Annotated in this window: 26 protein-coding genes; 6 read left to right on the top strand and 20 right to left on the bottom strand. The window is 68.4% G+C overall.

The genetic code is table 11. The features are described 5' to 3' along the window. Positions 1 to 16 precede the first annotated feature (16 nt). The 7 genes from P0D77_RS05065 to P0D77_RS05095 form a co-directional block, all read right to left on the bottom strand. Positions 17 to 1,294, bottom strand: coding sequence for a hypothetical protein (locus P0D77_RS05065; protein WP_277555136.1), 1,278 nt, complete (start codon positions 1,292 to 1,294; stop codon positions 17 to 19). Between the two features lie 42 nt (positions 1,295 to 1,336). Next, entirely contained in the window at positions 1,337 to 1,933 is a 597-nt protein-coding gene (gene trpG / locus P0D77_RS05070; protein ID WP_277555137.1) for an anthranilate synthase component II, read from the bottom strand. After that, positions 1,930 to 3,678, bottom strand: coding sequence for an anthranilate synthase component I (gene trpE / locus P0D77_RS05075; RefSeq protein ID WP_432764825.1), 1,749 nt, complete (start codon positions 3,676 to 3,678; stop codon positions 1,930 to 1,932). The genes trpG and trpE overlap by 4 nt, the downstream gene beginning before the upstream one ends. Continuing rightward, positions 3,675 to 4,334: a phosphoribosylanthranilate isomerase gene (locus P0D77_RS05080; protein WP_277555138.1), complete on the bottom strand. Its 660-nt coding sequence runs from the start codon at positions 4,332 to 4,334 to the stop codon at positions 3,675 to 3,677. Before P0D77_RS05080 ends, trpE begins: the two co-directional genes overlap by 4 nt. Next, complete coding sequence (gene trpD, locus P0D77_RS05085) at positions 4,334 to 5,326, bottom strand: anthranilate phosphoribosyltransferase (RefSeq protein ID WP_349770090.1); 993 nt, start codon at positions 5,324 to 5,326, stop codon at positions 4,334 to 4,336. The genes P0D77_RS05080 and trpD overlap by 1 nt, the downstream gene beginning before the upstream one ends. 143 nt (positions 5,327 to 5,469) lie before the next feature. Then, the gene (locus P0D77_RS05090; RefSeq protein WP_277555140.1) at positions 5,470 to 5,808 is read right to left on the bottom strand and encodes a DUF8113 family protein; all 339 of its coding nucleotides are present in this window, start codon (positions 5,806 to 5,808) and stop codon (positions 5,470 to 5,472) included. A 69-nt stretch (positions 5,809 to 5,877) separates the two neighbouring features. Beyond that, positions 5,878 to 6,768 carry a Rieske (2Fe-2S) protein gene (locus tag P0D77_RS05095; protein ID WP_277555141.1) on the bottom strand — a complete coding sequence of 297 codons (891 nt, stop codon included), beginning with the start codon at positions 6,766 to 6,768 and terminating at the stop codon, positions 5,878 to 5,880. Positions 6,769 to 7,197: 429 nt separating this feature from the next. Here P0D77_RS05095 and ppc point away from each other — a divergent pair, with 429 nt between their 5' ends. Continuing rightward, the gene (ppc, locus tag P0D77_RS05100; RefSeq protein WP_277555142.1) at positions 7,198 to 9,891 is read left to right on the top strand and encodes a phosphoenolpyruvate carboxylase; all 2,694 of its coding nucleotides are present in this window, start codon (positions 7,198 to 7,200) and stop codon (positions 9,889 to 9,891) included. A gap of 7 nt (positions 9,892 to 9,898) precedes the next feature. On the opposite strand, the gene P0D77_RS05105 is transcribed toward ppc, so the two are convergent. Both P0D77_RS05105 and P0D77_RS05110 read right to left on the bottom strand, forming a co-directional pair. Continuing rightward, positions 9,899 to 10,168, bottom strand: a complete 270-nt coding sequence (locus P0D77_RS05105) for a hypothetical protein (protein ID WP_277555143.1) — start codon at positions 10,166 to 10,168, stop codon at positions 9,899 to 9,901. A gap of 90 nt (positions 10,169 to 10,258) precedes the next feature. Then, positions 10,259 to 11,062 (bottom strand): aldo/keto reductase, encoded by an 804-nt coding sequence (locus P0D77_RS05110; RefSeq protein ID WP_277555144.1) that lies wholly within the window; start codon positions 11,060 to 11,062, stop codon positions 10,259 to 10,261. A 183-nt stretch (positions 11,063 to 11,245) separates the two neighbouring features. On the opposite strand from P0D77_RS05110, the gene P0D77_RS05115 reads away from it, so the two are divergent. Continuing rightward, positions 11,246 to 11,617, top strand: a complete 372-nt coding sequence (locus P0D77_RS05115) for a DUF5802 family protein (protein WP_277555146.1) — start codon at positions 11,246 to 11,248, stop codon at positions 11,615 to 11,617. A gap of 52 nt (positions 11,618 to 11,669) precedes the next feature. After that, positions 11,670 to 12,572 (top strand): Vms1/Ankzf1 family peptidyl-tRNA hydrolase, encoded by a 903-nt coding sequence (locus P0D77_RS05120; protein ID WP_277555147.1) that lies wholly within the window; start codon positions 11,670 to 11,672, stop codon positions 12,570 to 12,572. A gap of 30 nt (positions 12,573 to 12,602) precedes the next feature. On the opposite strand, the gene P0D77_RS05125 is transcribed toward P0D77_RS05120, so the two are convergent. Both P0D77_RS05125 and P0D77_RS05130 read right to left on the bottom strand, forming a co-directional pair. Next, positions 12,603 to 13,232, bottom strand: coding sequence for a GNAT family N-acetyltransferase (locus tag P0D77_RS05125; protein ID WP_277555148.1), 630 nt, complete (start codon positions 13,230 to 13,232; stop codon positions 12,603 to 12,605). A 75-nt stretch (positions 13,233 to 13,307) separates the two neighbouring features. Next, complete coding sequence (locus P0D77_RS05130) at positions 13,308 to 14,549, bottom strand: carboxylate--amine ligase (RefSeq protein ID WP_277555149.1); 1,242 nt, start codon at positions 14,547 to 14,549, stop codon at positions 13,308 to 13,310. Between the two features lie 152 nt (positions 14,550 to 14,701). Here P0D77_RS05130 and P0D77_RS05135 point away from each other — a divergent pair, with 152 nt between their 5' ends. Then, positions 14,702 to 15,217, top strand: coding sequence for a DUF5813 family protein (locus P0D77_RS05135; RefSeq protein ID WP_277555150.1), 516 nt, complete (start codon positions 14,702 to 14,704; stop codon positions 15,215 to 15,217). Positions 15,218 to 15,273: 56 nt separating this feature from the next. Here the strand turns inward: P0D77_RS05135 and P0D77_RS05140 are convergent, their stop codons facing one another. Both P0D77_RS05140 and P0D77_RS05145 read right to left on the bottom strand, forming a co-directional pair. Further along, complete coding sequence (locus tag P0D77_RS05140; RefSeq protein ID WP_277555151.1) at positions 15,274 to 15,504, bottom strand: Lrp/AsnC family transcriptional regulator; 231 nt, start codon at positions 15,502 to 15,504, stop codon at positions 15,274 to 15,276. Further along, positions 15,505 to 16,209 carry a potassium channel family protein gene (locus P0D77_RS05145; protein WP_277555153.1) on the bottom strand — a complete coding sequence of 235 codons (705 nt, stop codon included), beginning with the start codon at positions 16,207 to 16,209 and terminating at the stop codon, positions 15,505 to 15,507. A gap of 83 nt (positions 16,210 to 16,292) precedes the next feature. Between P0D77_RS05145 and P0D77_RS05150 the strand changes: the two genes are divergently transcribed. Next, complete coding sequence (locus P0D77_RS05150; RefSeq protein WP_277555155.1) at positions 16,293 to 16,529, top strand: Lrp/AsnC family transcriptional regulator; 237 nt, start codon at positions 16,293 to 16,295, stop codon at positions 16,527 to 16,529. Positions 16,530 to 16,557: 28 nt separating this feature from the next. Here the strand turns inward: P0D77_RS05150 and P0D77_RS05155 are convergent, their stop codons facing one another. Continuing rightward, the gene (locus tag P0D77_RS05155; protein ID WP_432764826.1) at positions 16,558 to 17,622 is read right to left on the bottom strand and encodes a thiamine pyrophosphate-dependent enzyme; all 1,065 of its coding nucleotides are present in this window, start codon (positions 17,620 to 17,622) and stop codon (positions 16,558 to 16,560) included. Between the two features lie 117 nt (positions 17,623 to 17,739). Between P0D77_RS05155 and P0D77_RS05160 the strand changes: the two genes are divergently transcribed. Next, a complete protein-coding gene (locus P0D77_RS05160) occupies positions 17,740 to 18,057 on the top strand; it encodes a DUF7991 family protein (protein WP_277555156.1) in 318 nt (105 codons plus the stop codon). Between the two features lie 18 nt (positions 18,058 to 18,075). Here P0D77_RS05160 and P0D77_RS05165 read toward each other — a convergent pair whose 3' ends face one another. The 6 genes from P0D77_RS05165 to P0D77_RS05190 all read right to left on the bottom strand — a co-directional run bounded on the left by P0D77_RS05165 (position 18,076) and on the right by P0D77_RS05190 (position 23,434). Then, positions 18,076 to 18,906 carry a hypothetical protein gene (locus P0D77_RS05165; protein WP_277555157.1) on the bottom strand — a complete coding sequence of 277 codons (831 nt, stop codon included), beginning with the start codon at positions 18,904 to 18,906 and terminating at the stop codon, positions 18,076 to 18,078. A 66-nt stretch (positions 18,907 to 18,972) separates the two neighbouring features. Next, complete coding sequence (locus P0D77_RS05170) at positions 18,973 to 19,833, bottom strand: hypothetical protein (protein WP_277555158.1); 861 nt, start codon at positions 19,831 to 19,833, stop codon at positions 18,973 to 18,975. Between the two features lie 51 nt (positions 19,834 to 19,884). Next, positions 19,885 to 20,748, bottom strand: coding sequence for a DUF7537 family lipoprotein (locus P0D77_RS05175; RefSeq protein ID WP_277555159.1), 864 nt, complete (start codon positions 20,746 to 20,748; stop codon positions 19,885 to 19,887). Between the two features lie 72 nt (positions 20,749 to 20,820). Beyond that, positions 20,821 to 21,417: a dTMP kinase gene (gene tmk / locus P0D77_RS05180; protein WP_277555160.1), complete on the bottom strand. Its 597-nt coding sequence runs from the start codon at positions 21,415 to 21,417 to the stop codon at positions 20,821 to 20,823. A 123-nt stretch (positions 21,418 to 21,540) separates the two neighbouring features. After that, the gene (locus tag P0D77_RS05185) at positions 21,541 to 23,133 is read right to left on the bottom strand and encodes a sensor histidine kinase (RefSeq protein ID WP_277555161.1); all 1,593 of its coding nucleotides are present in this window, start codon (positions 23,131 to 23,133) and stop codon (positions 21,541 to 21,543) included. 82 nt (positions 23,134 to 23,215) lie between these two features. After that, entirely contained in the window at positions 23,216 to 23,434 is a 219-nt protein-coding gene (locus P0D77_RS05190) for a DUF8029 family protein (RefSeq protein ID WP_277555163.1), read from the bottom strand. Positions 23,435 to 23,670: the final 236 nt, after the last annotated feature.

Genomic DNA, 23,670 nt, shown 5'->3' on the forward strand with positions numbered 1-23,670 from the left:
CGCACATCATCCGATTTTATTCGACGAACCGCTCGTACAGCGGCGGGTACTCCTTCAGTTTCATCCGCGCGACCAGCGCGTAACAGTAGGCGTCGACGCGGTCGCGCCAGATCGGGTACTCGTAACTCCCGGCGAACCCGACCTCGGCCACGTCGATGTCCTCGCCCGCCCGCACCGTCAGGATCGACAACAGCGGCGCGGGGTCGTCGCCGACGACGCGCCGGAAGCGCTTCATCGCCGCCCGCTTCTCGCGGACGACGTGCCCCGAGTCGAAGCCGTCGTCGTCGGGGTCCATCGCGAGGGCGTCGACCGCGCGGTCGTGGGCGCGTCGCTGTGCGAGCGCCTGCGCCGCCTCGACGGTGGTCATCAGCGAGAGGCCTTCGTCCCAGTCGGCGACGTAGTAGTCGGTGTCGTAACACCACATCGCGAGTTTCCAGCGGGCGAGCGCGTACGGACCCGGGCCGTACTCGTCTTCGACGGCTTCGACCTCCTCCCGCACCGCCTCGCGACTCGGGAACTCCTCGATCCGAGCGCGGAACCGCTCGTCCAGTCGGTCGATCCGGTCGGCCATCGGGTCGCCGTCGTCACCGACCAACTCGTGCACTCGCTCGCGGTGGTGCTCGGCGGTCGCGAGACGCAGTTCAGCCTGCCGATTCCCGGCGTAGATCGACCCGATGTCGCGGGCGTCGTACTCGCGGTCGCGGTCGCGTTCGGAGGCATCGAAGCGGACGAACCGGACTGTCCGCTCGATGTCGTGGTACCAGCCGAGGTCGCGGCCGGGGTCGGCGACGGGGTAGTCGTCGAACGACGCGACGAGGTCGTCCGCGCGGTCGCGGATCGCTTCGCCGCGGTCGGCCAGTCGTTTGGGGTCGGCCTCCGGGCGGTCGAGGCGTGCGAGGGCGATACCCACCTCCTCGGCGGCGAACTGCATCCCGCCGGTCGCGTAGAACGTCGCCTCGCGGTAGTTCTCCGCCTGGAGTGCCTCCCGTGCGCTCTCCAACCATCCGCCAGCACCGGTGAACCGCTCGTCGGTGTCGAGGTCGCTCCACAACTCGCGGCCGCGTTCTACTTCCTCCGCTAACTGCCCGACAGTGTCGCGGGCGTGTGCCTCGCTCACCGGTGGATGCCAGCGGTGGTCGGTCGGATCGGGTAGGAATTTCGACGCCTGGTCGGTCACGGCGTCAGGGAGGGCGGTCGGTCTGACCGCGCCGACGACGCCGGTCAGACCGACGAGTCCGGCGGCCGCGCCGCCGAGGAGGGCGCGTCTGCTGAGGGAGGGAGGATCGGGGACCATACGCGTTCGGTCCTCACCGATGGCTGATAGGTCTTCTCCTGCTCAGACGCACTCGACGAGGAAGTTCTCGATGACGTCGTGGCCGACTGCCGTCAGCACCGACTCGGGGTGGAACTGCACCGCCTCGATGGGGTACTCGCGGTGGCGCACGCCCATCACCAACTCCGCGCCCGCGTGGTCGGTCGTCGCCGACACCACGAAGCAGTCGGGTACGTCGGTGGCGACGAGTGAGTGATAGCGACCGGCACGGAAGCCCTGATCCAGTCCCGTGAACACGCCCTTCCCGTCGTGGTCGACGGGGAACGCCTTCCCGTGGATCGGTTCGGGGGCGTGGCCGACGCTGCCGCCGTACTCGTAAACGGCGGCCTCCAGACCCAGACAGACGCCGAGCGTCGGCACCTCGGGCGACAGTTCGCGGAGGACGGCCATCGTCACGCCCACGTCGCGGTCGTTTTTCGGGTGGCCCGGCCCCGGCGAGATGATGATGGCGTCGGGGTCGGTCGCGCGCACGTCGTTGAGGCTCACGACGTTCTTCAGGACCGTAATCTCGGGCGTCTCGCCGTCGATTCGCAGGTCCGAGACGTACTCCACGAGGTTGTACGTGAACGAGTCGTAGTTGTCGACGACAGTGACGTTCACTTGTCCACCTCCGGGGTCGCGGCGTCGTCAGCCGTCTCGTCTGTGCCGCCATCCTCTCGGATGCGGTCGACCGCGTCCAACACGCCCGCCATCTTCTGTTCGGTCTCTTCGTACTCGCTGGCGGGGTCGGAGTCGGCGACGACGCCCGCACCTGCGCGGACGGTGAGTTCGTCAGAGCCGATGTCGCGGTCGGCAACGCTGCGCGACACCCCGTGTTCCACCGTCGCCGTCCGAATCACGATGGCGAAGTCGGCGTCGCCGGTCCACGAGTAGTAGCCGACGCCGCCGCCGTACACGCCCCGTGGCTCCAGTTCCAACTTGTCGATGAGTTCCATCGCGCGAACCTTCGGCGCGCCCGTGAGCGTCCCGGCGGGGAACGTCGCCCGCGTGGCGTCGAAGGCGTCGCAGTCGGCCGCGAGCGTCCCCGTCACGGTCGATTCGATGTGCTGGACGTGGCTGTACTTGAGGACGTTCATGAACTCCTCGACGCGGACGCTCCCCGCCTCGCTGACGCGGCGCACGTCGTTGCGTGCGAGGTCCACGAGCATCGTGTGCTCCGCTCGCTCTTTCCCGTCCGCGAGGAGTTCGCCCGCGAGGCGGCGGTCCTCGACTGGGGAGACGCCCCGGCGAATGGTGCCCGCGATTGGGTTGGAGACGACGCGGTCGCCGTCGACGGAGACGAGCGTCTCCGGCGAGGCACCGACCACCGAGCGGTCGCCGTGCCGGAGGAGATACATGTACGGCGAGGGGTTCACCTCCCGAAGCGACTCGTACAGGCCCAGGTCGTCCACCTCGCCCTCCAGCGTCCGGGTGCGCGAGATGACGCCCTGGTACACCTCGCCGTCGAGGACGGCCTGTTTCGTCTCCCGAACCGCCTCCTCGTACTCCTCGCGCGGCCCCGCGGTCTCGCGGTCGACGCGGACGCCGCCCGTCTCGGGTGGGTCGGCCGCCCGGAGTGTCGACTCCACCGCTTCGGCCTCCGCCGCGATATCGTCGTACACCGCACCCGGGTCGTCGTCGGAACCGACGACGGGCGTGAACACGAGCGAGACGCTCCTCTCGCGGTCGTCGAACGCGAGCGTCCGCGTCGTGAGGACGAACTCCGCGTCGGGGACGACCGGGTCGGGCCGGTCGACGCCGACCTCTTCGAGCCACAGGTCGTACACCGCGTCGTACGACAGAAAGCCCACGAAGCCGCCGTCGAGCGTCTGCCGGTCGTTGTCGGGGAAGCCCACTCGCTGGACGTCGGGGAGCGCCGCCCGAACGCGGTCGACGGTGTCGCCCGACTCGGGGCCGCGCACGTCGACGTACTCTGCGGCGGGGCCGAGGCGGTCGAGCGTCGTCCCGTCGGGGCCGACGCTGAGGACGGCCTCGGGGTCGTAGCCGACGAACGAGTAGCGGGCGTGGCGCTCGGCGTTCTCCGCGCCACCGTCGGTGCGTGCGGTTCCGCGAGAACTCGGCGCGAACGCGCCGTCGGGGTCGCTGGAGGCGACCTTCTCTGCACTCTCCAGCAGGAACGAGTGGTCCGAGCGGTCCGAGAGGGCGGCGTACGCCGTCAGCGGTTCTACGCCTGTCTCCAGCGTCGCCGTCGTGTAGGCGACACACGGTCCCTCGACCGACTCGACCAGCGAGACGAACTCCTCGCGCGACCGACTGAGCGAGGCATCCGAGTCGCCCTCACGGGTCGCTCCGCTCCCCGCTCGCGTCGAGGACTCGCGCCGCTCGTCCTCGCAGTCGTCGCTCACTCGTACACCTCCTCGGCCTCGCCGAGCGCCCGGCCCGCGTTGCGGACGAACCGCGCGACTGCGGCGTGGTCTTTCGCCCCCGGCGAGCGCTCGACGCCGCTAGCGACGTCAACGGCGAACGGTTCGACCGTCGCGGCGGCGCGGGCGACGTTCTCCGGCGTCAGGCCGCCCGCGAGGATGACGGGCGAGACGAGTTCTCGCACCAGCGACGTGGCGGCGTCCCAGTCGCCCGTCTCGCCGGTGCCGCCGCCGCCGTCCTCGTCGGTGGAGTCGATCAGGAGGGCGTCGGCGGCCTCGTCGAGGTCCCGCGCGCGGTCGGGGTCGTCGTAGTCGACGACGGGGACGACTTTCGTCTCCGTCTCCGCACGGATGTAGCCGATCTGGTCGGGCGTGAACTCGCCGTGGAGTTGTACCACGTCGGGCGTCACCGTCCGCACGGCGTCGACGGCGTCCTCGGGCGTCTCGGGCATCGTCACCAGCACGGTGGTGAGGAACGGCGGGGCCTGCGAGGTCAACTCCGCCGCTTGCGCCAGATCCACCTCGCGGGGCGAGTCGACGGGCACCGACGAGATGACGCCGACGGCGTCTGCGCCCGCGTCGGCGACTGCACGGAGGTCCGCGCCGTTGGTCACGCCGCAGATTTTCACCCGGACCATCAGTCGCGAAGCGCCTCGAACGTCTCGGCGGCGTCACCCTCGTCGATGGCGTTCGCGGCCACGTCGACGCCCTCGGAGAGCGAGTCCGCCAGGCCGGCGACGTAGATGGCCGCGCCCGCGTTCGCGAGAATCACGTCACGCTTCGCCCCGGTCACGTCGCCGCGGACGATTCCCTCTAGGTCCTCGGCGTTCGCCTCGGGCGTGCTTCCCGCGATGGCGTCGACAGGGGCTTCATCCAAGCCCAAGTCGTCGGGCGTGAGCGTGAACTCCGTCACCTCGTCGCCGTCGACCTCCGCGGCCGTCGTCGGGCCGTGGAGTGCAATCTCGTCCATCCCGTCGCCGTGGACGACGAGCGCTCGCTCCACGTCCATGTGGGTCAGCGCCTCCGCGATCATCGGGACGAGGTCGGGGTCGTACACGCCCAGCACTTGCGCGTCGGCGCCCGCGGGGTTCGTCAGCGGCCCGAGGACGTTGAAGATGGTCCGCATCCCGAGTTCTTTCCGAGGGCCGATGACGGCCTTCATCGCCGGGTGGAACACGGTCGCGAGCATAAAGCCGATGCCGTCACGCTCGATGGCGTCCTCGACGGCCGGCGGTTCGGCGTCGACCTCGACGCCCGCCACTTCGAGGACATCGGCGCTCCCCGACGACGAGGACACCGAGTAGTTGCCGTGTTTCGCGACGGTGACGCCTGCGCCCGCGGCGACGATGGCGGACGTGGTCGAGACGTTGATGGTGTCGTAGTCGTCGCCGCCGGTGCCACAGGTGTCGACGAGCGGTTCCCGGTCGGGGTCGATCGTCCGGGCAGCCTCGCGCATCCCCTGTGCGAAGCCGGCGATCTCCGCCTCCGTCTCACCTTTCGCCCGAAGCGCCGCGAGCAACGCGCCGATCTGTGCCTCCGTCGCCTCCTCGAAGACCAGCGTCGACGCCTCCCGCGCCTCCGCGACGCTCAGGTCCTCCCCCTCCGTCACCCGCCGAATGTACTCCTGCATACTCATTGTAAATCACCGTTGTCGGTGTTGGTCGTACGATGTACGAATGTGTGCATCGCAATAAGGCTGTCGTGGGCGTGCCGACGGCTCACGAGGTGTCGAGTCGACGGAACTGGGGCTGTCGTTCGGATGCGGCCGGTCGCTCAGGCGTCGTCGACGTCCTCGGCGTCGGTCGGGAGTTCCTCCACCTGTCCTGCGAGTCGCGCGGCGTCGGCGGCGACCGTCTCGTAGTCGACGCCCGCCTCGTCGGCGACGGTGCGGAGGTGGGAGGCGAGCAACGCCAGCGTCTCTAAGCCCGCCTGTTCGCCCTCGCTGCGGCGGGCGGCGGTGGAGTTCACCTGGTCGCCGTGGACCACGCCGACGTGGAACGCCGTGAGGTCGGTCTCCTCCGCCAGCAACGTGCGGGCGGTCGCCAGTTCTCGCTGGAACGTCTCCGATCCGTCCTCGGGTGCATCCTCGTCGGCGTCGGTGTCGTCGCTCACGGCTATCGGGTGGACGACTGCGGTGAAAAACGGTCGGGTCGCGGGCGGTGGGCGATGCGGGAAACGCGACTATCCGTCGGGGCGGGGTCGCGCGGTGAACAGCGTCGAGACGATGCTGAACGGTTCGTACACCGACTGGTGGCACGGGCAGTACACCTCGTTTGCGGCGTTGAACTTCACGCCACCCTCGGTCTTGTACGCCGGGACACAACAGAAGTGGGTGCACTTGTTGAGCCACGCCATCACGCCCTGGTCGGTGGACGCCTGCAGCCACGTCTGCACCTGGTCGGAGACCGTGTACGGTTCGTCTTGGTCAGGTGCCTCCGCCTCGCCGTTGGCGGCGAGTTGTTCGATGACGGGCGAACGGAGGACGGCGACGGGAATGGTGTCTTCGGTGTCTTGCGAGCGCCAGTTGGCGGTCGCAGGCTTGCCGAGGCCGGTGACGCCGATGCCGTTGCCCCAGGTCTCGTAGTCGTCAAACATGCTGATGTTGAGCGCGTCGCCCGAACTCAACTCGTCTTGCCACGCGTAGCCGGGAGAGCCGCCGACGTAGAAGACGTTGTCCGACTCGTACTGTGGCTGGATGCCCTCGTACGTCTCGACGCCGCAGTACTGGAACCACTCGGAGGAGTACGTCATCCCTCCCAGGTCCATCTCGGCGATGTTGACGGTCCGGCCCTGTTCTTGGCGGGTCTCGACTTCCGGCCACATGCCGCCGATGGTTCCGTCGCTCGCAATCTCGACAGGAATCTGCGGCATCCCGCGCGGTGCAGGACCGGCCGTGTTCTCGATGGCCATCGCCTCGGTGGCACCCCCACCACGACCCGGGGAAGTGGTGACGCTGTTGATGGCGGCGGACCCGGTCGCCCCGACGCCCGCGAGGGCCGCGCCGCCCACGACGCCCTTAACGAACCGGCGGCGACCCGATTCGCCGGGGTACTTGTCGTCGTCTGCGCTCATACCGCTCCCTCGGGGGGCGCTACGCAAAAGCCTGACGAAAGGGCGAACCTGGCCGTCTTCCGTCGATTCCGTCGTCGGTATGCCGTCGGCGGTCTCAACGACGCGAGCAGCGACGTGGGTACCGGGTTCGAGGCCTCCGGAGTGCTATGAACCGTTCATAGCGAGGTACTTGTTCATTTGATCCGTAGCCACGACCGGCGACCGACGTTCCGCTGACGTTCGGCCCGCCGGTTCCGTGTCCATCGTCCCGCACGGGTGCCAGCCACCCCGTGCGGGATACTTCTCGCTCAGTACTCGACGGCGACCGCTCTGTCTCGACGGCTACTCTCCGGGACGACTGACAGAATATCTTACTCGTTACTGAACAAATTATACGCAACATTTCGTTGAACCGGGAGGTATGTGCCCCCGGAGCGTGTGTGTGGGTCTATGTCATTCGACGCGCGAGACGTCGGGCGCGACGTCCGCGAACTGGCGGCGTTGCTCGGCGAGGTGTTGGAGCGACAGACCTCGACGGCAGCGTTCGACGCGGTCGAGGAGGTTCGACGGGAGTCCATCGACTACCGTGAGGGAAGCGTTCCAACTCGCGACGCGATCCGTGACCGCCTCTCCGGTCTCGACCCGGAGACGAAGCGCACGGTCGCGCGGGCGTACGCCGCGTACTTCGAGTTGGTCAACGTCGCCGAAGAGCGCGAACGGGTCCGCGCGGTGCGGCGCGGGCGCGACGAGGGCGACCTCGGCGACGGCCTCGAACGCACGGCACAGGCGCTCGCGGAGGTCGACGCCGAGACCGCACAGCAGGTGTTGGAAGACGTCCGCGTCGTTCCGACGTTCACCGCACACCCGACCGAGGCACGCCGCAAGACGGTGAAGGCGAAACTCCGCCGCGTCGCGGAGATTCTGCGCGACCTCGACGAGCGCCGTCTCACCGACGACGAACTCGCCGGACTGGAAGCGGACCTCGAATCCGAGGTGGAGACGCTGTGGTCCACGCGACAGGTCCGCCCCCGGCGGCCGACGCCGACCGACGAGGCGCGCGACGTCCGCTGGTATCTCGAACACACGCTGTTCGACGTCGCGGCCGAGGCCGAGGCCGAACTCGGGAACCGCGTCACTGAGGCCCACCCCGAACTCGACGCCGCCGACGCCGCAGGCACGCTCGACTTCCGGTCGTGGGCTGGCTCGGACCGCGACGGCAACCCGTTCGTCACGCCAGAGGTGACCAGCGAGACGCTCGACGCCCAGCGTGAGGCGGTGCTCGACCGCTACGCCGACGCACTGGCGGACATCCAAGGTGCGCTGAGCCACGAGGGCGACCGCCTCGACCACACCGACGAGTTCTCCGGGCGCGTGACCGCCGACCGCGAGGCCGTGCCCGTCGTCGCCGAAGACGTCGACGAGCGCTACCCCGAAGAGCCGTACCGTCGCGCTGTCGCCGTGATCCACGCTCGCGTCGAACGCGTCGACGACCTCCGGCCCGGCGGCTACGACGACCCCGAGGAACTGGTCGCGTCGCTGCGGGCGGTCGCCGCCGACCTCCGCGCGAACGGCCACGAGACGACCGCCGCAGAGCGCGTCGACCCGTTGGTCCGCCGCGTGGAGACGTTCGGCTTCTCGCTCGCGGCGCTGGACCTGCGCGACCACCGCGAGAACCACACCGAGGCCGTCGGCGAGATTCTCGCCCGCGAGGGCCTCGACTACGCCGCGATGGACGAGGCCGAACGCGTGGCGACGCTCACCGAGTCGGTCGTCGACGACGCCGTCGGGAATCTCGACGTCGCTGAGGAGTTCTCGGAGACGACCGAACGCGTCTGTGAGCGATTCCAGACGCTGACGGAGTGGCACCGCGAGTTCGGCGCCGACGCCATCGACGCCTACTGCATCTCGATGACCGAAGAACCCTCGCACGTCCTCGAAGTGCTGTACCTCGCGGATCTATCGGGCGTCGTCGACCTCCCGGACCACTGTGGTCTCGACGTGGTGCCGTTGCTCGAAACTGCGTCGGCGCTCGCGAACGCCCGCGACATCCTCGGCACCCTCGTGAACAACGACGCCTACGGCGCGGCGCTGTCGGCCCGCGGCGACGTGCAGGAGGTGATGCTCGGCTACTCCGACTCCAACAAGGAGAACGGCCCACTGGCGGCCGCGTGGGACCTCCACCAGAACGCCCGCCGTCTCGCGGAGGTGGCCGACGACCTCGGCGTCGAACTGCGCTTGTTCCACGGGCGCGGTGGCTCCATCTCTCGCGGTGGCGGCCCGATGAACGAGGCGATGCTGGCGCTGCCGCCGGAGACGGCGACCGGCGAGATCAAGTTCACCGAACAGGGCGAGGCCATCGCCGAGAAATTCGCGAACCCGCGCGTCGCCGAACGCGAACTCGAACAGATGCTCGACGCGCAGGTGCGCGCCCGACTTCGGGCGCTGCAGGGCACCGCACCCGACGTGCAAGATGAGTGGGAGGCCGCGATGGACGCCACCGGCGAGGGCGCACGGACGGCGTACCAGGACTTCCTAGAGACCGACGGCTTCGTCGAGTACTTCGAGACGGCGACGCCCATCACCGTCATCGAGGATCTCAACATGGGGTCGCGTCCCGCCTCGCGGTCGGGCGAGCGCACCGTTGAGGACCTGCGAGCAATCCCGTGGGTGTTCTCGTGGACGCAGAGCCGTGCCATCCTCCCCGGGTGGTTCTCCTCGGCGTCCGGACTCGACGCGTATCTGGAGGAAGGCGGCGAGATAGAGACGCTGCAGGAGATGTACGACGAGTGGCCGTTCTTCCGCACCACCATCGACCACATCGGCCTCTCGCTGGCGCGGACGGAGTTGGAGATTGCCGCCGAGTACGCCGACCTCGCGCCCGAGGACCTCCGTGAGGAGTTCTTCCCGCGCATCGAGGCGGAGTACGAGCGTGCGGTCGAACTCGTGCAGGAGATCACCGGGCGCGAGGACCTCATCCATCGTGGGTGGCTCGAAGAGAGCCTCCAGCGGCGCAACCCCTACGTCGACCCGCTGAACCTCCTCCAGGTGGACCTGCTCTCGCGCACCCACCTCACCGACGAGGAGGAGCGTGCGCTTCGCCTCACGGTGAAGGGCATCGCGGCAGGGATGAAGAACACGGGCTGACCCCGATTCACCTGCGGAGGCCGTCGAACGCGGTCGTCACCGCGTCCGCGCCGAATGCCACTGTCGCCGCCGCGACGACGACGACCGCGACCGCGGTCCACACGACGCCCGGCGGCGTTCCGGCGGCACCGAACCGGACGAGTGCGCCGCCCAACACCGCGAACAGTACCGCCACCGCGACGACCTCTCGGGCGTTCGCTCCGTCTTCGTCGCGACCGTCGGTGTCGCAGCGGCCATCGCTACGGCTGTCTTCGTCTTCACGAGTGGGTCGTCTCATCGTATCCGAAGCGACGGCCCGCGACGGATTAAATAACGGCCTTGTCCGCGGTGAAAGTAAAACGGGCGTGCGTGTGAGTCGAGTGTCAGCTTACGCCTCGGCTTCGTTCCACGGTGCACCGTCGAAGTCGACGATGCGGTGCTCCTCAGCGAGGTCGTCGATGCGAGCGATTTCCTCGTCTGTGAGGTCGACCTCAGTAGCGGCGAGGTTGTCGCGGATGTGCCCTTCGCTGGTCGCCTTCGGGATGGCGGCGACGTCGTGTGCGAGCAGCCACGCGATAGCCACCTGTGCGGGCGTCGCGTCGTGGGCGTCCGCGATGGCGACGAGTTCGTCCACGTCGGCGACTTGGTTGCGCGCGATGGGACAGTACGCGACCAGGTGGTGGCCGGCTTCCTCGGCATACTCGCGCAGTTCTCGCTGTTGCAGGAGCGGGTGACACTCCACTTGGTGTGCGAAGATGTCGGTGTCGAGGTGCTCGCGCGCCTCGTCCAGTTGGTCCGGACGGAAGTTCGACAGGCCGATTCGGTCGACGGTGCCCTCTTCGACGAGGTCGTCGAGGGCGCGACAGGTCTCTGCGGCGTCGTACGTGTCGAGCGGCCAGTGGACGTACAGGAGGTCGATGGAGTCGACGCCGAGACGGGCGGCCGACTCGTGGGCCGTCGCGTACGCGTCCTCGTAGCTCAGGTTGTCCGTCTGCAACTTCGTGGCGACGAACAGGTCCTCGGGGTCGCATCCAGCGGCTTCGATGCCCTCGCGGACGAGCGCCTCGTTCTGGTAGCCCTGCGCGGTGTCGATAGCCTCGTAGCCTGCCTCGACGGCGGTGGGGACGCTGTCGACACACTGTGGGCCGGTCAGTTTGTACGTTCCCAGACCGAACGGCGTGAACTCGGACATACGCGGGCGTTCGCGGCGGCGACCCTCAAGGCGTCGGTGTCGGCCGCCCCCGCCGCTTCGTCGCGCTCGACTCGCTGCCTCGATTCTCGCCCACGGAGAATCGGGGGCGGTGCGATTGCAGTCCCACAAAAAACTTCGTGGCAAGTCTTAACATACCAAGGCGTCACCCTCGACTTGTACAGTATGTTCGAACGCTTCTCAAGCGGGTACTACCTGGGCGAAATGTACGTCCAGCCGAGGCCCGAGCACGCGGCGGCGATCAAACGGTCGGACCACGAACGAGTCAACGAGCAACTCTATGCGGACGACACAGGACTCTCACGACTCGACAACCCCCTCGTGATGAAGGTGGGAACACGGCACTTCCCCGTCGTCGGCGACGACAACGTCCCGTCCGGGACGCTCGCGCTTCCGGAGGCGTCGGTCCCCGACGACCTGAAGTTCCGACTCCCGGGTCGACGCGAGGTGTTCCTCGCGAACGCCGACCGCGCCCGTGACCTCATCCAGTTCACCGGGTGGGACGGCGACACCGGCGACCCCGCCGAGTACGCGTAGGTACGCACCGAACACACCACCGTTTTTACCGCCCGCGGACGGCGACTCGCGTATGCTCGACAAACTCCTCGGCCGCGAGCGCCTCAAACAGCGCATCGCGGAGTTGGAGCAGGAACGCGACGACGCGGTCGCTCGGATGGAAGCCGAGGAGGAGCGACGCGGTGAGGCCGCCCGCAAGCGACAGGAGGCCGAGAAGCGCGTTAACGAACTGGAGACGCGCGTCACCGAGTTGGAGGACCGACTGGAGCGTGCGGAAGCGACCGAGGAGGCTGCACCGTCGCTCCGGGGCCGTGAGACGCTCCGCCCCAAGCGCCGCGACGAGGTGTTGGCGCGACTGGAGAGCGTCGAGACGAGTCCTGAGGGGGCGCTGTCGGCGTTCGTCGCCAGCGACGACGACGTTCCAGACGCGGTCGCGTCGTCGCTCGACGGGCGCGTGTCGCTCGTGCGCCGAGCCGCGCCGACGCTCGTGTACGCCGACGACGCGGGCATCGTCTCGTGTGCGCTCGCGCCCGCACTCGACCCCGACCAGTTCTGCGAATGGGGCGACTCCTTCCGCGTCGAAGAGGCGTGGTTCCAGCCGACGGGCCGATTCGCCTTCGGCCTCGCTCGTTCCGATACGTTCGCCGTCGGCGTGTACGAGGGCGACGAGCGCACGTCGATCGAGACGGTCCGCACCGACGTGATGGACGAACACGACAAGGGCGGCTTCTCGCAGGCACGGTACGAACGCCTCCGCGAGGAACAGATCGACGCCCACCTCGACGACTGCCGGGCGGCGCTGGAGGACCTCCCCGCGGACCTCGACCGCGTCGTGTTGGTCGGCGAGCGTGACGTGGTGAAGCGCCTCGGCGAATACGCCGACCACACCGCCGGCAGCGACGCGACGGGGAAGCCACAGCGAGCGCTGGATCAGGCGTTCGACGACTTCTGGACGGCGCAGTTGCGGTTGATCTGACGGCGAGAGGAGGATCCGAGCACGCGCTGTCTACCACTCCACGTTGAACGTCAGCGTCTCGCGGTCGGCGGTTGCCGACTCGTACTCCTCGCGGAGGATGCTGAAGCGGTGTTGGTCTGTCACCTCGCCGGAGGGCCGTGCAGAGTGCTGGCGGAGCAGTCCCTCGTGACGGCCGCCGTAGCGGTCGACGTACTTCTCGATCATCCGGCGCGACGGCTCGTTGTCGGCGGCACACGTCGAGTAGAACACGTCGAGGTCGTACCGCTCGAAGGCGAGTTCAACGAACGCCGACGCGCGTTCGAGGCCGTACTCTCGACCCCAGTACGACTCCGCGAGGACGATTCCCGTCCCGGCACGACGCGCCTCCCACTCCGGACCGAACGCGGTCAGGCCGACGACGTCCCCGTCCTCTTCGATCGACCGGAGGAGGTAGCGGGCGATGTCGCGGTCGCGGCGCTGTTCGGCGGCCTCGTCGACGAAGGCCGCCACTTGGTCGACCCGGTCGAACCGGAACCACGGCATGTGCTCGGTCGCCGCACCGCGCCAGTCGTCGCGAGTGATGAACTCGTAGAGGTCGAACGGGTCCACCTCGTCGGGGTCAAGTGGCTCGAACCGAAGGCGTTCGGTCTCGATCCGGCGGGGAAAGAACGAACGGGACACGGGCGAGCGAGTACCACGACCGGGGACAAAACACTTCGGTGGCTGGCGGTCGCCCGGCCATCCGCACCCGCCAGTTCAACAGGAACAGTAGTATTCCCGATCGGTGAACTCCCCGGTGAGATATTTCACCGTGGGTGCGGGGTCGCTCGGCCGGTATACGCCGGTCGTCAGGTCGTCGCCGTCCTCGAACTCGCCGGAGAGGAGGCTCGCCCACTCCGCCTCCGAGAGCACGTCCCAGAAGGCGTCGTCGATGAGACACCGCTGGAGGTAGTCGGGGAGGTACACCCAGCGGGCGTCGGTGGTGCCGGGCGACTCGTACGCCGCCCCGTCGACGGCGTCGGCGTAGGCGGCCATCGGGAGGTTCGCGCCGGCGGCGACGGGCATAGATATCCACTTCCACGGGCGCGTGTTCACGTCGAGGAGGACGTACTCCTCCCGGTCGGCGTCGTAGACGAACTCCGCCTCGCTGATGCCGTGGTATCCAGTCTCCTCCAAGACTGCGAGAGCGTGGTCGCGCACCTCGGGTTCCTCGACGCGTTCGACGAGACAGGAGGTGCCGAACGCGGGGTAGCGGACGGCAGCGTTACCGACGACCGCGAGGGGGTCGCGGTCGGCGTCCGTGGGCGGCATATAACTCGCCAGCGACGTGTCGCGGCCCACCTCGACGTTCACCTTCTCCTGGGCGAGGACGGTCGCGCCGTACGCTTTCGCCTCCGCGACGACCTCCGCGAACTGCTCGCCGTCCTCGACTTCGATGACGTTCGTGCCGAACGCCTCCTCGAACTTCCGCTTGTGTGCGGGCTTGACGACGAACGGGAATCCGAGCGCCTCGGCCACCTCGTCGGCGGGCGTCTCACCGACTTCGTACGTCTCGGGGTAGGGGATGCCGAGTTCTTCACACAGCGTGTAGAGGTTCGACTTGTTCAGTACACGCTCGACGCCCTCGAGGTCTGAGAAGGGGAGACGCACGCCATCGGGTTCCGTCTCGGCGAAGCCGCGCACCCACTCGTCCATACACGCGAACGCGACCGGCTGATAGTCGAGAGCGTCGGCGATCCGCTCCACGTCGGCGCGGAAGCCGTCGGCGTCGTCGAGGGGGTACGTCACCTCGCCGGCGTAGTCGACAGCCTCGGAGGGAGGTGCGAGCCCCGAATCCGTCCGGTCGAGAGCGACGACCGGGACGCCGTGGGCGTCGAGGGCGCGAGCGACGCTGACGCCGGTGATGTGAGCGTTGGCGACGAGTGCGGGCGGGCGGTCGAACGTCGCCTCGGAGAGCGCCGTGACGAGCGAATCGGTGTCGTGGAAAGTGTCGGCCATGCCCGCGGCTTCGACCGGGCGGGCTAAAGCCTCCCGTTCGGCGGCGTCGCCTGCCGGCGTCGCGGACGGCGGTACGGCGTCGACCGCCGATCCGCGCGTCCACGACCGCCACGAACGCGCCGCTTATCCGGCGTCCGTCCTTCTTGCCGTCTATGAGCGACACCGACGACTCGGCGGTGCCCGGACGGGTCCGCCGCGCCGTCCGCGACCACGACGCCGTCGACGACGACCCGACCGACGGAGCGTTCCCCGTCACCTCGACGCCGTTCGACGGCCGCATCGCCGTCGCGCAGGCAGACGACGGGCGCATCGAGTTCGACGTGACCGTCGCCGTTCCCACGCTCTCGGCCGTCGTCGAGGGCGAGGTGGCCGAAGTCGTCGAAGACGGCTGGTACGAGACGTTCGAGCGCCGTATCGCGACCATCGGCGACGTGACCGCCGCCGGCCACGACCTCGACCCCGCGGTCGAACGATCGGGCGAGGCGGTCACCGTGACGGAGTCGCTGCGCGACTTGAACGAACAGCGTGGGCTGAACGACGCCGTCGCGGTCGTCGACTTCGTCGAGGGTACGTACGTGCAGGGCGTCATTCCCGGCTACGAGTACGGCGAACCCGTCACGGGCCTGATCAGCCGTGCGCGGGCGACGGGCGGCAGCGACGGCTACTGAAAACGGGTACGGGTCGGAGAAGCGGTGCTGGAGGCGGTGAGTCGAGTTCGAGGAGGTCAGCCCATCGCGATGTACGTCTGGGTGTCCTCGATGCCGGTGATACCCTGAATGCCGTCGGCGGCGACCCGTTTCACGTCGCCGGGGCCGTCTACCTCGACTTTCACGACGAAGTCCATATCGCCCGCGACGATGTGTGCCTCGGTGACGCCGTCGAGGTCAGAGATTGCCTGTTGAATCCGGTCGGCGTCGCCCGACGCTGCCTTCACCATCACGTACGCGACGACCATTCAGGCACCACCTCCGGAGTTCGCGGCCGACGCGAGCGTTCCGGTGGCGTCGTTGCCGACGAGGAGTTGGCGCACGTCGTCGAGGACGGCGAAGTCTGCGAGGACGGCGACGCGGTCACCCTCCTCCAGCGAGTCGTCGGGGAACGGGATGCCCATCGCCTTCCCGCGCTTCCCGAACGCGAGTAGTCGCGCCTGCGAGGGGAGCGTCACCTCGCTGAGCGTGTAGCCGCGCATCGGCGACTCCGCGGTGATGGTGAACAGGAGCACCTGGAGGTTCTCTGCGATGTCCGCGATGGCGCGGATGTTCCCACCGAGGAGCGCGTTCTTCGCGCCGATCGCGCCGAGTCGCTCGGGGTAGATGATCTCGTCGACCTCGTCGGCGTACTTCTGGTATATCTCCTCGCGGTAGTCCTCGTCGATGCGCATCACGGTGCGGCAGCCGTGGTGTTTCGCGATCATACAGGCGGCGAAGTTCACGTTCAGGTCGCCGGTCAGCGCACCCACGGCGTCGGCGCGGTCGACGGCCGCCTGCGCGAGGACATCTTCGTGGGAGCCGTCGCCCTCGACGACCGAGAAGCCCGCGTTTCGGGCACGCGCCGCGCGGTCGGCGTCTCGTTCGACGACCGTCACGTCGTGGCCCTCCTCGCGAAGCACTCGCGCCGTGCGCAGTCCGACCCGTCCCGACCCGATGACGATGAAACGCATATGCTACCAATTGTCATAGAAGGATATAACGGTACCTCCGCTCCGGAGGAAGGTTTTTGTCTTTGTTACTCGTTGACACACCTATGGTTCACGCGTTCGTGATGGTGAAGGTGAGCGGCGACGCGGACACACCCGGTGTCGCGGACGTCGTCTCTGGAATCGAGACGGTGACGGAGGCGCACGTCGTCGCCGGGGAGTTCGACATCGTCGCGGAGGTCGATGCTCCCGACATGTACACGGTACTCGACACCGTCGCGGACGCGGTTCGCGGCATCGACGGCGTCACCGACACGCGAACGTACGTCTCGATGGCGAACTGAGCAGCGAATCGGCGGGAGCGACCAGCCGTCAGCGGTCGAGTTCGTACGCCTCGTCCCCGTGGCGGTCGGCCACCGCACGGGCCGACTCACGCTGGCGACGGATTTCCGGCGGGAGGTCCTCGTACAGCGAGTCGAACATCTCCTCGGGGTCGGGTCGCGGCACGGCCTCCGCCGTCTCGACGGCGTCGGCCAACTCCTCGTTCGCCTCCTCGGTCACCTCGTCGACAAATCCCTCGTCGACGATTCCGTGCTCGCGACACCACTCGGTGAAGCGGTCGAGTGGATCTCGAATCCGCCACTCGGGGAGGTCCGGGTCGTCGTCGCGGTACTGGCTGGGGTCGTCCGCAGTGGTGTGAGCACCCTGCCGGTAGGTCAGCGCCTCGACGAGGACCGGGTCGCCGTCGCGAGCGCTCGCCAGCGCATCTTCGACGACCGCCCGCGTGGCGAGGGGGTCGTTGCCGTCGACCTGCACGCCCTCGATGCCGTACGCGTCGGCTTTGATCGCGATGGACTCGCTGGCCGTCTGCCGGTCGCGGGGCAGCGAGATAGCCCAGCCGTTGTTCTCGCAGAAGAAGACGGTCGGCGCGTCGAACACGCCCGCGAAGTTGACGCCCTCGTGGAAGTCGCCCTCGCTGGTCGCGCCGTCGCCGAAGCAGACGAGCGCCGCCCAGTCCTCGTCGGCGTAGTTCGCGGCCATTCCCGCGCCCGCCGCGTGGGGAATCTGGCTGGCGATGGGGACCGCCTGCGGGAAGACGGGGATGTCGTGGTCGGAGTGGTACTCCGCGAAGCCGCGACGGAACAGGAGGATGTCGCTCATCGGGACGCCGCGGGCTATCTGGAGGGCGTTCGAGCGGTAGGTGGGGAACAGGTGGTCTTCGGCGGCCATCGCGTGGGCCGCGCCGACCTGTGCGGCCTCCTGCCCCTCGTAGGGTGGGTAGCCGCTCATCCACCCGCGGCGCTGGAGCGCCAGCGCGCGCTCGTCGAATCGGCGGGTTCGCACGATGTCCCGAAGCGCCGCCCGCGCGTCGTCGGCGTCGAAGCGCGTCTCGTCGAGGTCCCGTTCCCCGACGATCCGCGTCACGTCGTCGCTCATACCAGTCCGTGTCACGGCCCCCGGCATAAATTGCGGCGGGACGCGGGCGGGTCGCTCCGACAGTGACCGACCCGTTCATCCCGACAGGCCAAAGAGCGCCCGTCCCCTACGTTGGCTATGGTCTCGGCGCTCGCGCTCGTGCTCACGCTCGTCGCTCTCGCGGTGAACACGCTCGTCGTCGCGGTGCTCTCCCGCTTCTTCCGGATCCGGCTGAAAACGCAGTGGGGATGGGTGACGTACACGCTGCTCGTCTCGCCCGTCGTGTTGCTGATCCTCGGCCTGATTCAGGGATCGGTTATCCCACCGCTGTTCGAGGGAGCGGCGGGGCTGTTCCTCGCGGTGTTCGTCGGCGTTCCGCTGGCGCTGGGGTTCACCATCGACCTGTTGTATGTCCCGCCGCCGGAGGAGTACGACCTCCCCGAGGCGACGAAGTAGCACCGGCGAGCGCCGCCGTCACTCGGTTCCGTTCACGTCACCCGCCGCCGCCGACGTGTTCGAGTCCAATTCGAGTATCTCCGTCGCCCACGCGGGCCGCTCGACGGTCGTCGATCCGATGTCCGTGAGAAGCACTCGGCGGGCGAATACAGGGCCGTCACCGTCGGACTCCGTGTAGACGTACGACCGGACGACGCCCTCGTCGGTCACGTGAACGGTCGTGTCGCCGTCGACGCCGACGAGAATGTGCCGCCGCCCGTCGTCGGTGTCGACGACGCCGGCGTAGCGGAGTTCGGTCGCGTTCAACAGGCGCAGTTGGTAGCCGCCGGTGGTGATGCCCTCTGTCGAGAGTGTGAGGCCGTAGCGTCCGCGGTCGACGACGCCGGTCGTATCCTTGCCGGTCACTTCGGTGACGTTATAGACGGTGACGGAGCCGTTGGTCCACGAGTCGCGGGGCCGGTCGAGTTCGACGTCGGCGGCGTCGATGTGGTCGACGCTGTGGAACAGAATTTGGTCACCGTCCGTCTCGACTGTCGAGGAGTGGAAGTCGACGACGGTGCCGTTCGGCGCGGTCCGCGTCGACCGCATCACGACCGTCCGCGACTGGTTCGCGATCGCCGCCTCGTGAGCGGCCAACAGCGCGTCCTCGTCGACTTCGGCGGCCGCGGAGGTGGCGTCGGGCGTCACACCCGGCGGAACGGAGTCAATTGCTGCAGGGACCACCGACGCCGAGTCTGATGTCGATCCGGACGCAGGCGCGGCGTCCTGCATCGGGGCGCTACAGCCAGCGAGGAGGACCATCGAGAGACACACGAGAGCGACGAGTGTACGGGTGTGAGGGAGGGACACACTCGCGCCTCGTAGTGACGGTATTTAGATATATTCTTCAGCAAATGAATTCACGCTCACGACGAGTCACTCGGTCGGATCGTTGTCCGCCGCGCTCGCGTTCGTGATGGCTTTCTCCACCCACTCGGGCGGCGCGGCCATCGTGTCGTCGACGCTCACGCGGAAGCGGTCCGTCGTCGTCGCGGTCACGGCGTCGTCGCCGTTCCCGTACGTCGCCGTGTAGCGGAGGTCGTACGACCGGATCACTCCCTCCGCGGTGACGTGCGCAACGCCCGAGACGTTCTGCAGGGGTCGGCGTCCGGTGCGGTTCAGGCGCTCGTGGTCGGTTCGGAGGACGTACAGCATCTCGCCGTCCTCGACGGTCGTCCCCATCAGGCGGAGGTCGGTTCCCACGAACGCCGCGAACGCGAGGCCCTCACCGCTGTCGTCGGTGTTGGAGACGCTCGGTGGTTCGCCGGGGATAATCTGGTAGCTGACCCCGCCGCTCCCGTTCACCGTTCGAGTGGCCGTGACGCTCCCGTTCGTCCAGAAGCCGAACGAGTCGAGCGCCGGACCCTCTTCGCCGGGGAGTCGCCCGGATTCGGTGTACAGGAAGCCGAGTTGCTCGCCCGCCTCCTCGGTGACGCTTCGGCGAGTCGCCAGCGTCGTCCCGTTCTCGGCGACGACGACGCGTTCGAAGCGGACGGTCGAGTTGACACGCTGGAGCGACCGATCGTGTGCCGTCGTCAGCGCACGAACGTCGACGCCGTCGGCGGCGACGCCCGGCGGGTAGTCGGGTTCGGGTGTCGGCGTCGGGGAGACGGTGGGCGTCTCGCCGAGCGCGGGGTTGACGGTGCGTGCGCCGCCGTCGCCGCCGGATCCGAAGCCCGCACATCCCGACAGTGTGACCACCACGACGAGGGCGAGTGCGAGGGCGGGACGGTCCATAGCCTCGTCACGGAGGCGACCCGGATAAGTCGATGTGCTTCACCTCCCCGCTCACGAGTCGCTCGTCCCATTCCCTGCTGAGCCGTCTCCGGTCGCGTTCGCGAACGCTCGGTCGACCCACTCGGGCCGGGGGACCGTCGTGGACCCGACCGCGTCCGTCCGCAACGCGATTCGGATCGTCGCGGGGTCGTCGCCGAGGAACACGTCGTACTGGAGGACGAGCGATCGGACGACGCCCGCGCCGTCGACCCGTGCGCGGAGGCGAACCTGCCTGCGGTCGGGAACGCCCGAGCGTTCGATGCGGCCCGCCGTCGCCTCGAGAACCGTGACCGTTCCGTTAGCCGTCTGCTCCGTCCCGGCGTACTCGGGTCGCATATCGACGAACACAGCCGACAGCCACGCGCCGCCGGTCGGGTCCAGTCCAGTCGGCCCGCCCGCTTCGGCCGGGTTCGCCGACAGCGTGACGTTCCCGCGCCAACTCTCCCGGCGACTCGCCGAGGCGGTGGCGTTGCTCCAGTGGGCGGTCGCGAGGCGGTTCTCACCGCGCACCCGCTCGAAGGTGTACAGGAGGCGCGGGCCGTCAACGCGCGCGACGGCCTGACTCTGCTCGATGGTCTCGTTCTCGCCGACGACGGTTCTGGTGAGCGTCACCGTCCACGACCCATCGCCGAGGGCCGCGCGGTGGGCGGCGATGAGTTCCTCCGTATCGACGCCGTCGCGGTCGACGCCCGCGGGGAAGCCACCAGGTGGCGTCGGCGTCGCCGTCGGGGTCTCTGCGAGGGCGGGGTTGACCGTGCGTGCGCCGCCGTCGTCGCCCGCGAACCCGGCACAGCCAGCGACGACGAGACAGACCGCGAGCGCGAGCGTCACGCTCGCGCGTGGGGGGTCGCCGCTCGATTCGCCCCGCCGTGCCATACGATCACGTGGTGTCGGCGAGGCAAAAACGGGGTGGTCGGCGTGGCGCGTGTCCAGTGACCGCAGTCGGCCTCAGTCGTCGCCGTGGGCTTCGATCAGTTGCTCGGCGCTTCGCTCGACTGAGTCGAGGACTTCCTCGGGCGACCGGGAGGCGTCGACGCGGACGAACCGCTCCGGTTCGGCGTCGATGAGGCGCTCGTAGTTGGACTGTACCTCCGCGAGGAACGACGCGCGCTCGAACTTGTCGCTCGCGCCGGCGCGGGCGGCGGCCGTCTCGGGGTCGACGTCGAGGTAGATGGTCGCGTCGGGTTCGCGCGTGAATGCGCTGTGTACTCCTCGAATGTACTCGAGGGGACGGGAAATCTCGGTGTCGGCGAGGCTGGCGGCCTGATACGCGTACCGCGAGTCGGTGAAGCGATCGGAGATGACCAACTCGCCGTCCGCGAGCGCGGGTTTCACCACCCGCGAGAGGTGGTCGGCGTGGTCGGCGGTGAACAGAAAGAGGTCCGAAATTGGGTCGGTGTCCTCGCCGAGCGACCGGCGGACGGCCTCGCCGTACCACGTATCGGTCGGCTCGCTGGTGAACGTCGCGTCCGGGTAGACGGCCTGGAGCGCCTCCCACGCGGTCGTCTTCCCGCTCCCGTCGAGGCCCTCGAGCGTGAGCAACATCTTCAGTGTGGGTGGTCGCGCCGGGGGTTTACCGCTTGCGTGTCGCCGGCGCGGGACGGCCGGCGACCGCGTGCGATCTGTCACGGCGCGGGACGGCCGGCGACCGCACTATCCCCGTTCCAGTCAAGGTTCAATCACGAATCGCGCACCCCCGAAGCGGGACCCGTCTTCGATGCGGACGGTCCAGCCGTGGGCCTCGACGACGCGGGCGATGATGCCGAGGCCGAGTCCCGTGCCGCCGTCGCCGGAGTAGCCGATGCGGAACACCGCGCCGCGTTCGTCGGGCGGAATACCGGGGCCGTCGTCTTCGATGGCGAAGCCGTCGTCCGTGTCGGTCACGAGGATGCGCGGGGCGCCGCCGGCGTGTTCGATGGCGTTGCGGAAGGCGTTCTCGAACAACTGCGCGAACAGGCCGGGGTCCGCGGCTACCTCGCACTCTGCCTCGACGAGCAACTCCGCGTCGCCCGTCTCGACGGCGCTCCACGCCGCTGTTGCCGCCTCTGCCACCGACAGCAGATCGGTCTCACCGACCTCTTCGCCGACGGCGAGCATCCGGGCGTTGTCGACGATGTCGGCGACGCGGTCAAGCGCCTCGCTCGCGATGTCGAGGTCGGCGGCCACCTCCTCGTCGTCGACCCGGTCGCGACCGAGGTCGAGTCGGCCCTTCGCGACGTTGAGCGGGTTTCGGAGGTCGTGGCTCACCACGTTCGCGAACTCCTCCAGTCGTTCGTCCTGTGCGGCGATGGTCGACGCCTGTTCGCGGAGGCGGGCGGTCCGTTCTGCGCGGTCGAGTGCGCCGGTCGTGTTGTCGGCCAACACCCGCGCGAGTTCTCGACGGCGACCGCCCAGCGGCATCCCCTCGGGAAGCGCGACGGTGAGCGTGCCGTGGTCGCCCAGCGGATAGACGGCTGTGACGCCGAACGGTGTGTGGCTGCCGTCCGTCGAGCCTTCGGACCCGTCGGTCCGAACGACGAGGCTCCCAGTTTCGAACGCCTCGCGTGCGATTCGCTCGTCGGCGGTGTCGTCGCCGACGCCGACGTCTTTCGCAACGGCGTCGGAGACGGCGACGACCGGCATCGCGTCGGAGTCGTGTTTGCGAAGTCGGGCGTTGCTGTACGGGATGCCGAGCACTTCCTCGGTCGCGTCGACGGCGATGGCGACGATGACCTCGGCGTCGTCTTCACACTGCATCAGTCGGGTCGCGTCGTGGAGTCCGGCCAGGCCGCGTCGGTCGACGACGGCGTCGAGTGCCGCCGTCGCGTCGGAGGCGAGCGTCTCGAGCAGGTAGCGCGTTCGGTCGCCGAAGCCCGCAGTATCCAGCGTCGCGACGGTCGCGACTGCGTGACTCCCCAGTGGGAGATACAGCGCGTACGAGACGGGGTCAGCGCCGGTTCCCGAGTCTGGGCTCTCGACGTACTGTGGGTCGCCGGTGACGTACGCTCGCCAGGCGGGGCTGTCGTCGTCGCCGCGGCGGTGGTCGCCCCAGCCGTCGAGATACGGGCCGGCGGCGTCCGAGGCTGCGACGACGTCGAGCGCGTCACGTCGGGGGTCGTAGCCGCGGACGGCGGCGAGGTCGACCCCGAGCGTCCGCACGCACGCGTTGACGAACGCATCCGCGACCTCGGTAGTGTCCTCCGCGCGAGCCATCTGTCGGCTGGCGGTTCGAAGGCCGTGGAGGTCGTCGTCGACGGGTTCGGCTGCCGGCGGCTGTACCATTGCCAGCCAGACGCTACAGGCGCGGATAACACCTTGCTTTCACATAGTACTCCAGACAGGAATCTCGGCCGGACGGCGCGCCTCAGACGAGATACGTCGTCACGAGGAGGAACACGCCGATAGCGAGCGCAGCGATTAGGGCCAGTTTCCACGCGACCCGGAGGACGATGCGACCGATCACCAGCACCGCGAGGAACGCGACCAGCGCGAGAAACACTTTCCCGAGCGTAGTGTCGAGTGGTCCGGGCAGTTGCAACAGTAGCGCTGATCCCACGTGGGCGGCCGAGAGGATGGCATCCATAGCCCCGCATTGTTCGGCATGGGATATACCCCTTGCCCCGCAACCGACCGACGGGGCGACGATACCCTCACTCGGTGCCGCCAGCATCTCGGTTCGATCACTTTCACTCCGCTCTGAACATCCTTATACTGGTGCTCGCACAACAAGAGTACAGAGCGAACCGGCGGTATACACCAACAAACCGATAGGCCACGCCTACATCAAACGAAGTTGAATTAACACAAGCCTACCGGAAC

Source organism: Halobaculum limi (assembly GCF_029490015.1).
GTDB lineage: Archaea > Halobacteriota > Halobacteria > Halobacteriales > Haloferacaceae > Halobaculum > Halobaculum limi.

Coding starts and splice junctions, on each gene's coding strand:
- tmk (WP_277555160.1), bottom strand. CDS start 21,417: ATGTTGCTCACGCTCGAGGGCCTCGACGGGAGCGGGAAGACGACCGCG.
- P0D77_RS05155 (WP_432764826.1), bottom strand. CDS start 17,622: ATGAGCGACGACGTGACGCGGATCGTCGGGGAACGGGACCTCGACGAG.
- P0D77_RS05105 (WP_277555143.1), bottom strand. CDS start 10,168: ATGAGACGACCCACTCGTGAAGACGAAGACAGCCGTAGCGATGGCCGC.
- P0D77_RS05190 (WP_277555163.1), bottom strand. CDS start 23,434: ATGGATGCCATCCTCTCGGCCGCCCACGTGGGATCAGCGCTACTGTTG.
- P0D77_RS05080 (WP_277555138.1), bottom strand. CDS start 4,334: ATGGTCCGGGTGAAAATCTGCGGCGTGACCAACGGCGCGGACCTCCGT.
- P0D77_RS05115 (WP_277555146.1), top strand. CDS start 11,246: ATGTTCGAACGCTTCTCAAGCGGGTACTACCTGGGCGAAATGTACGTC.
- P0D77_RS05140 (WP_277555151.1), bottom strand. CDS start 15,504: ATGGTCGTCGCGTACGTGATGGTGAAGGCAGCGTCGGGCGACGCCGAC.
- P0D77_RS05095 (WP_277555141.1), bottom strand. CDS start 6,768: ATGAGCGCAGACGACGACAAGTACCCCGGCGAATCGGGTCGCCGCCGG.
- P0D77_RS05130 (WP_277555149.1), bottom strand. CDS start 14,549: ATGGCCGACACTTTCCACGACACCGATTCGCTCGTCACGGCGCTCTCC.
- trpD (WP_349770090.1), bottom strand. CDS start 5,326: ATGCAGGAGTACATTCGGCGGGTGACGGAGGGGGAGGACCTGAGCGTC.
- P0D77_RS05175 (WP_277555159.1), bottom strand. CDS start 20,748: ATGGCACGGCGGGGCGAATCGAGCGGCGACCCCCCACGCGCGAGCGTG.
- ppc (WP_277555142.1), top strand. CDS start 7,198: ATGTCATTCGACGCGCGAGACGTCGGGCGCGACGTCCGCGAACTGGCG.
- P0D77_RS05145 (WP_277555153.1), bottom strand. CDS start 16,209: ATGCGTTTCATCGTCATCGGGTCGGGACGGGTCGGACTGCGCACGGCG.
- P0D77_RS05065 (WP_277555136.1), bottom strand. CDS start 1,294: ATGGTCCCCGATCCTCCCTCCCTCAGCAGACGCGCCCTCCTCGGCGGC.
- P0D77_RS05110 (WP_277555144.1), bottom strand. CDS start 11,062: ATGTCCGAGTTCACGCCGTTCGGTCTGGGAACGTACAAACTGACCGGC.
- P0D77_RS05160 (WP_277555156.1), top strand. CDS start 17,740: ATGGTCTCGGCGCTCGCGCTCGTGCTCACGCTCGTCGCTCTCGCGGTG.
- P0D77_RS05170 (WP_277555158.1), bottom strand. CDS start 19,833: ATGGACCGTCCCGCCCTCGCACTCGCCCTCGTCGTGGTGGTCACACTG.
- P0D77_RS05135 (WP_277555150.1), top strand. CDS start 14,702: ATGAGCGACACCGACGACTCGGCGGTGCCCGGACGGGTCCGCCGCGCC.
- P0D77_RS05185 (WP_277555161.1), bottom strand. CDS start 23,133: ATGGTACAGCCGCCGGCAGCCGAACCCGTCGACGACGACCTCCACGGC.
- P0D77_RS05120 (WP_277555147.1), top strand. CDS start 11,670: ATGCTCGACAAACTCCTCGGCCGCGAGCGCCTCAAACAGCGCATCGCG.
- P0D77_RS05150 (WP_277555155.1), top strand. CDS start 16,293: ATGGTTCACGCGTTCGTGATGGTGAAGGTGAGCGGCGACGCGGACACA.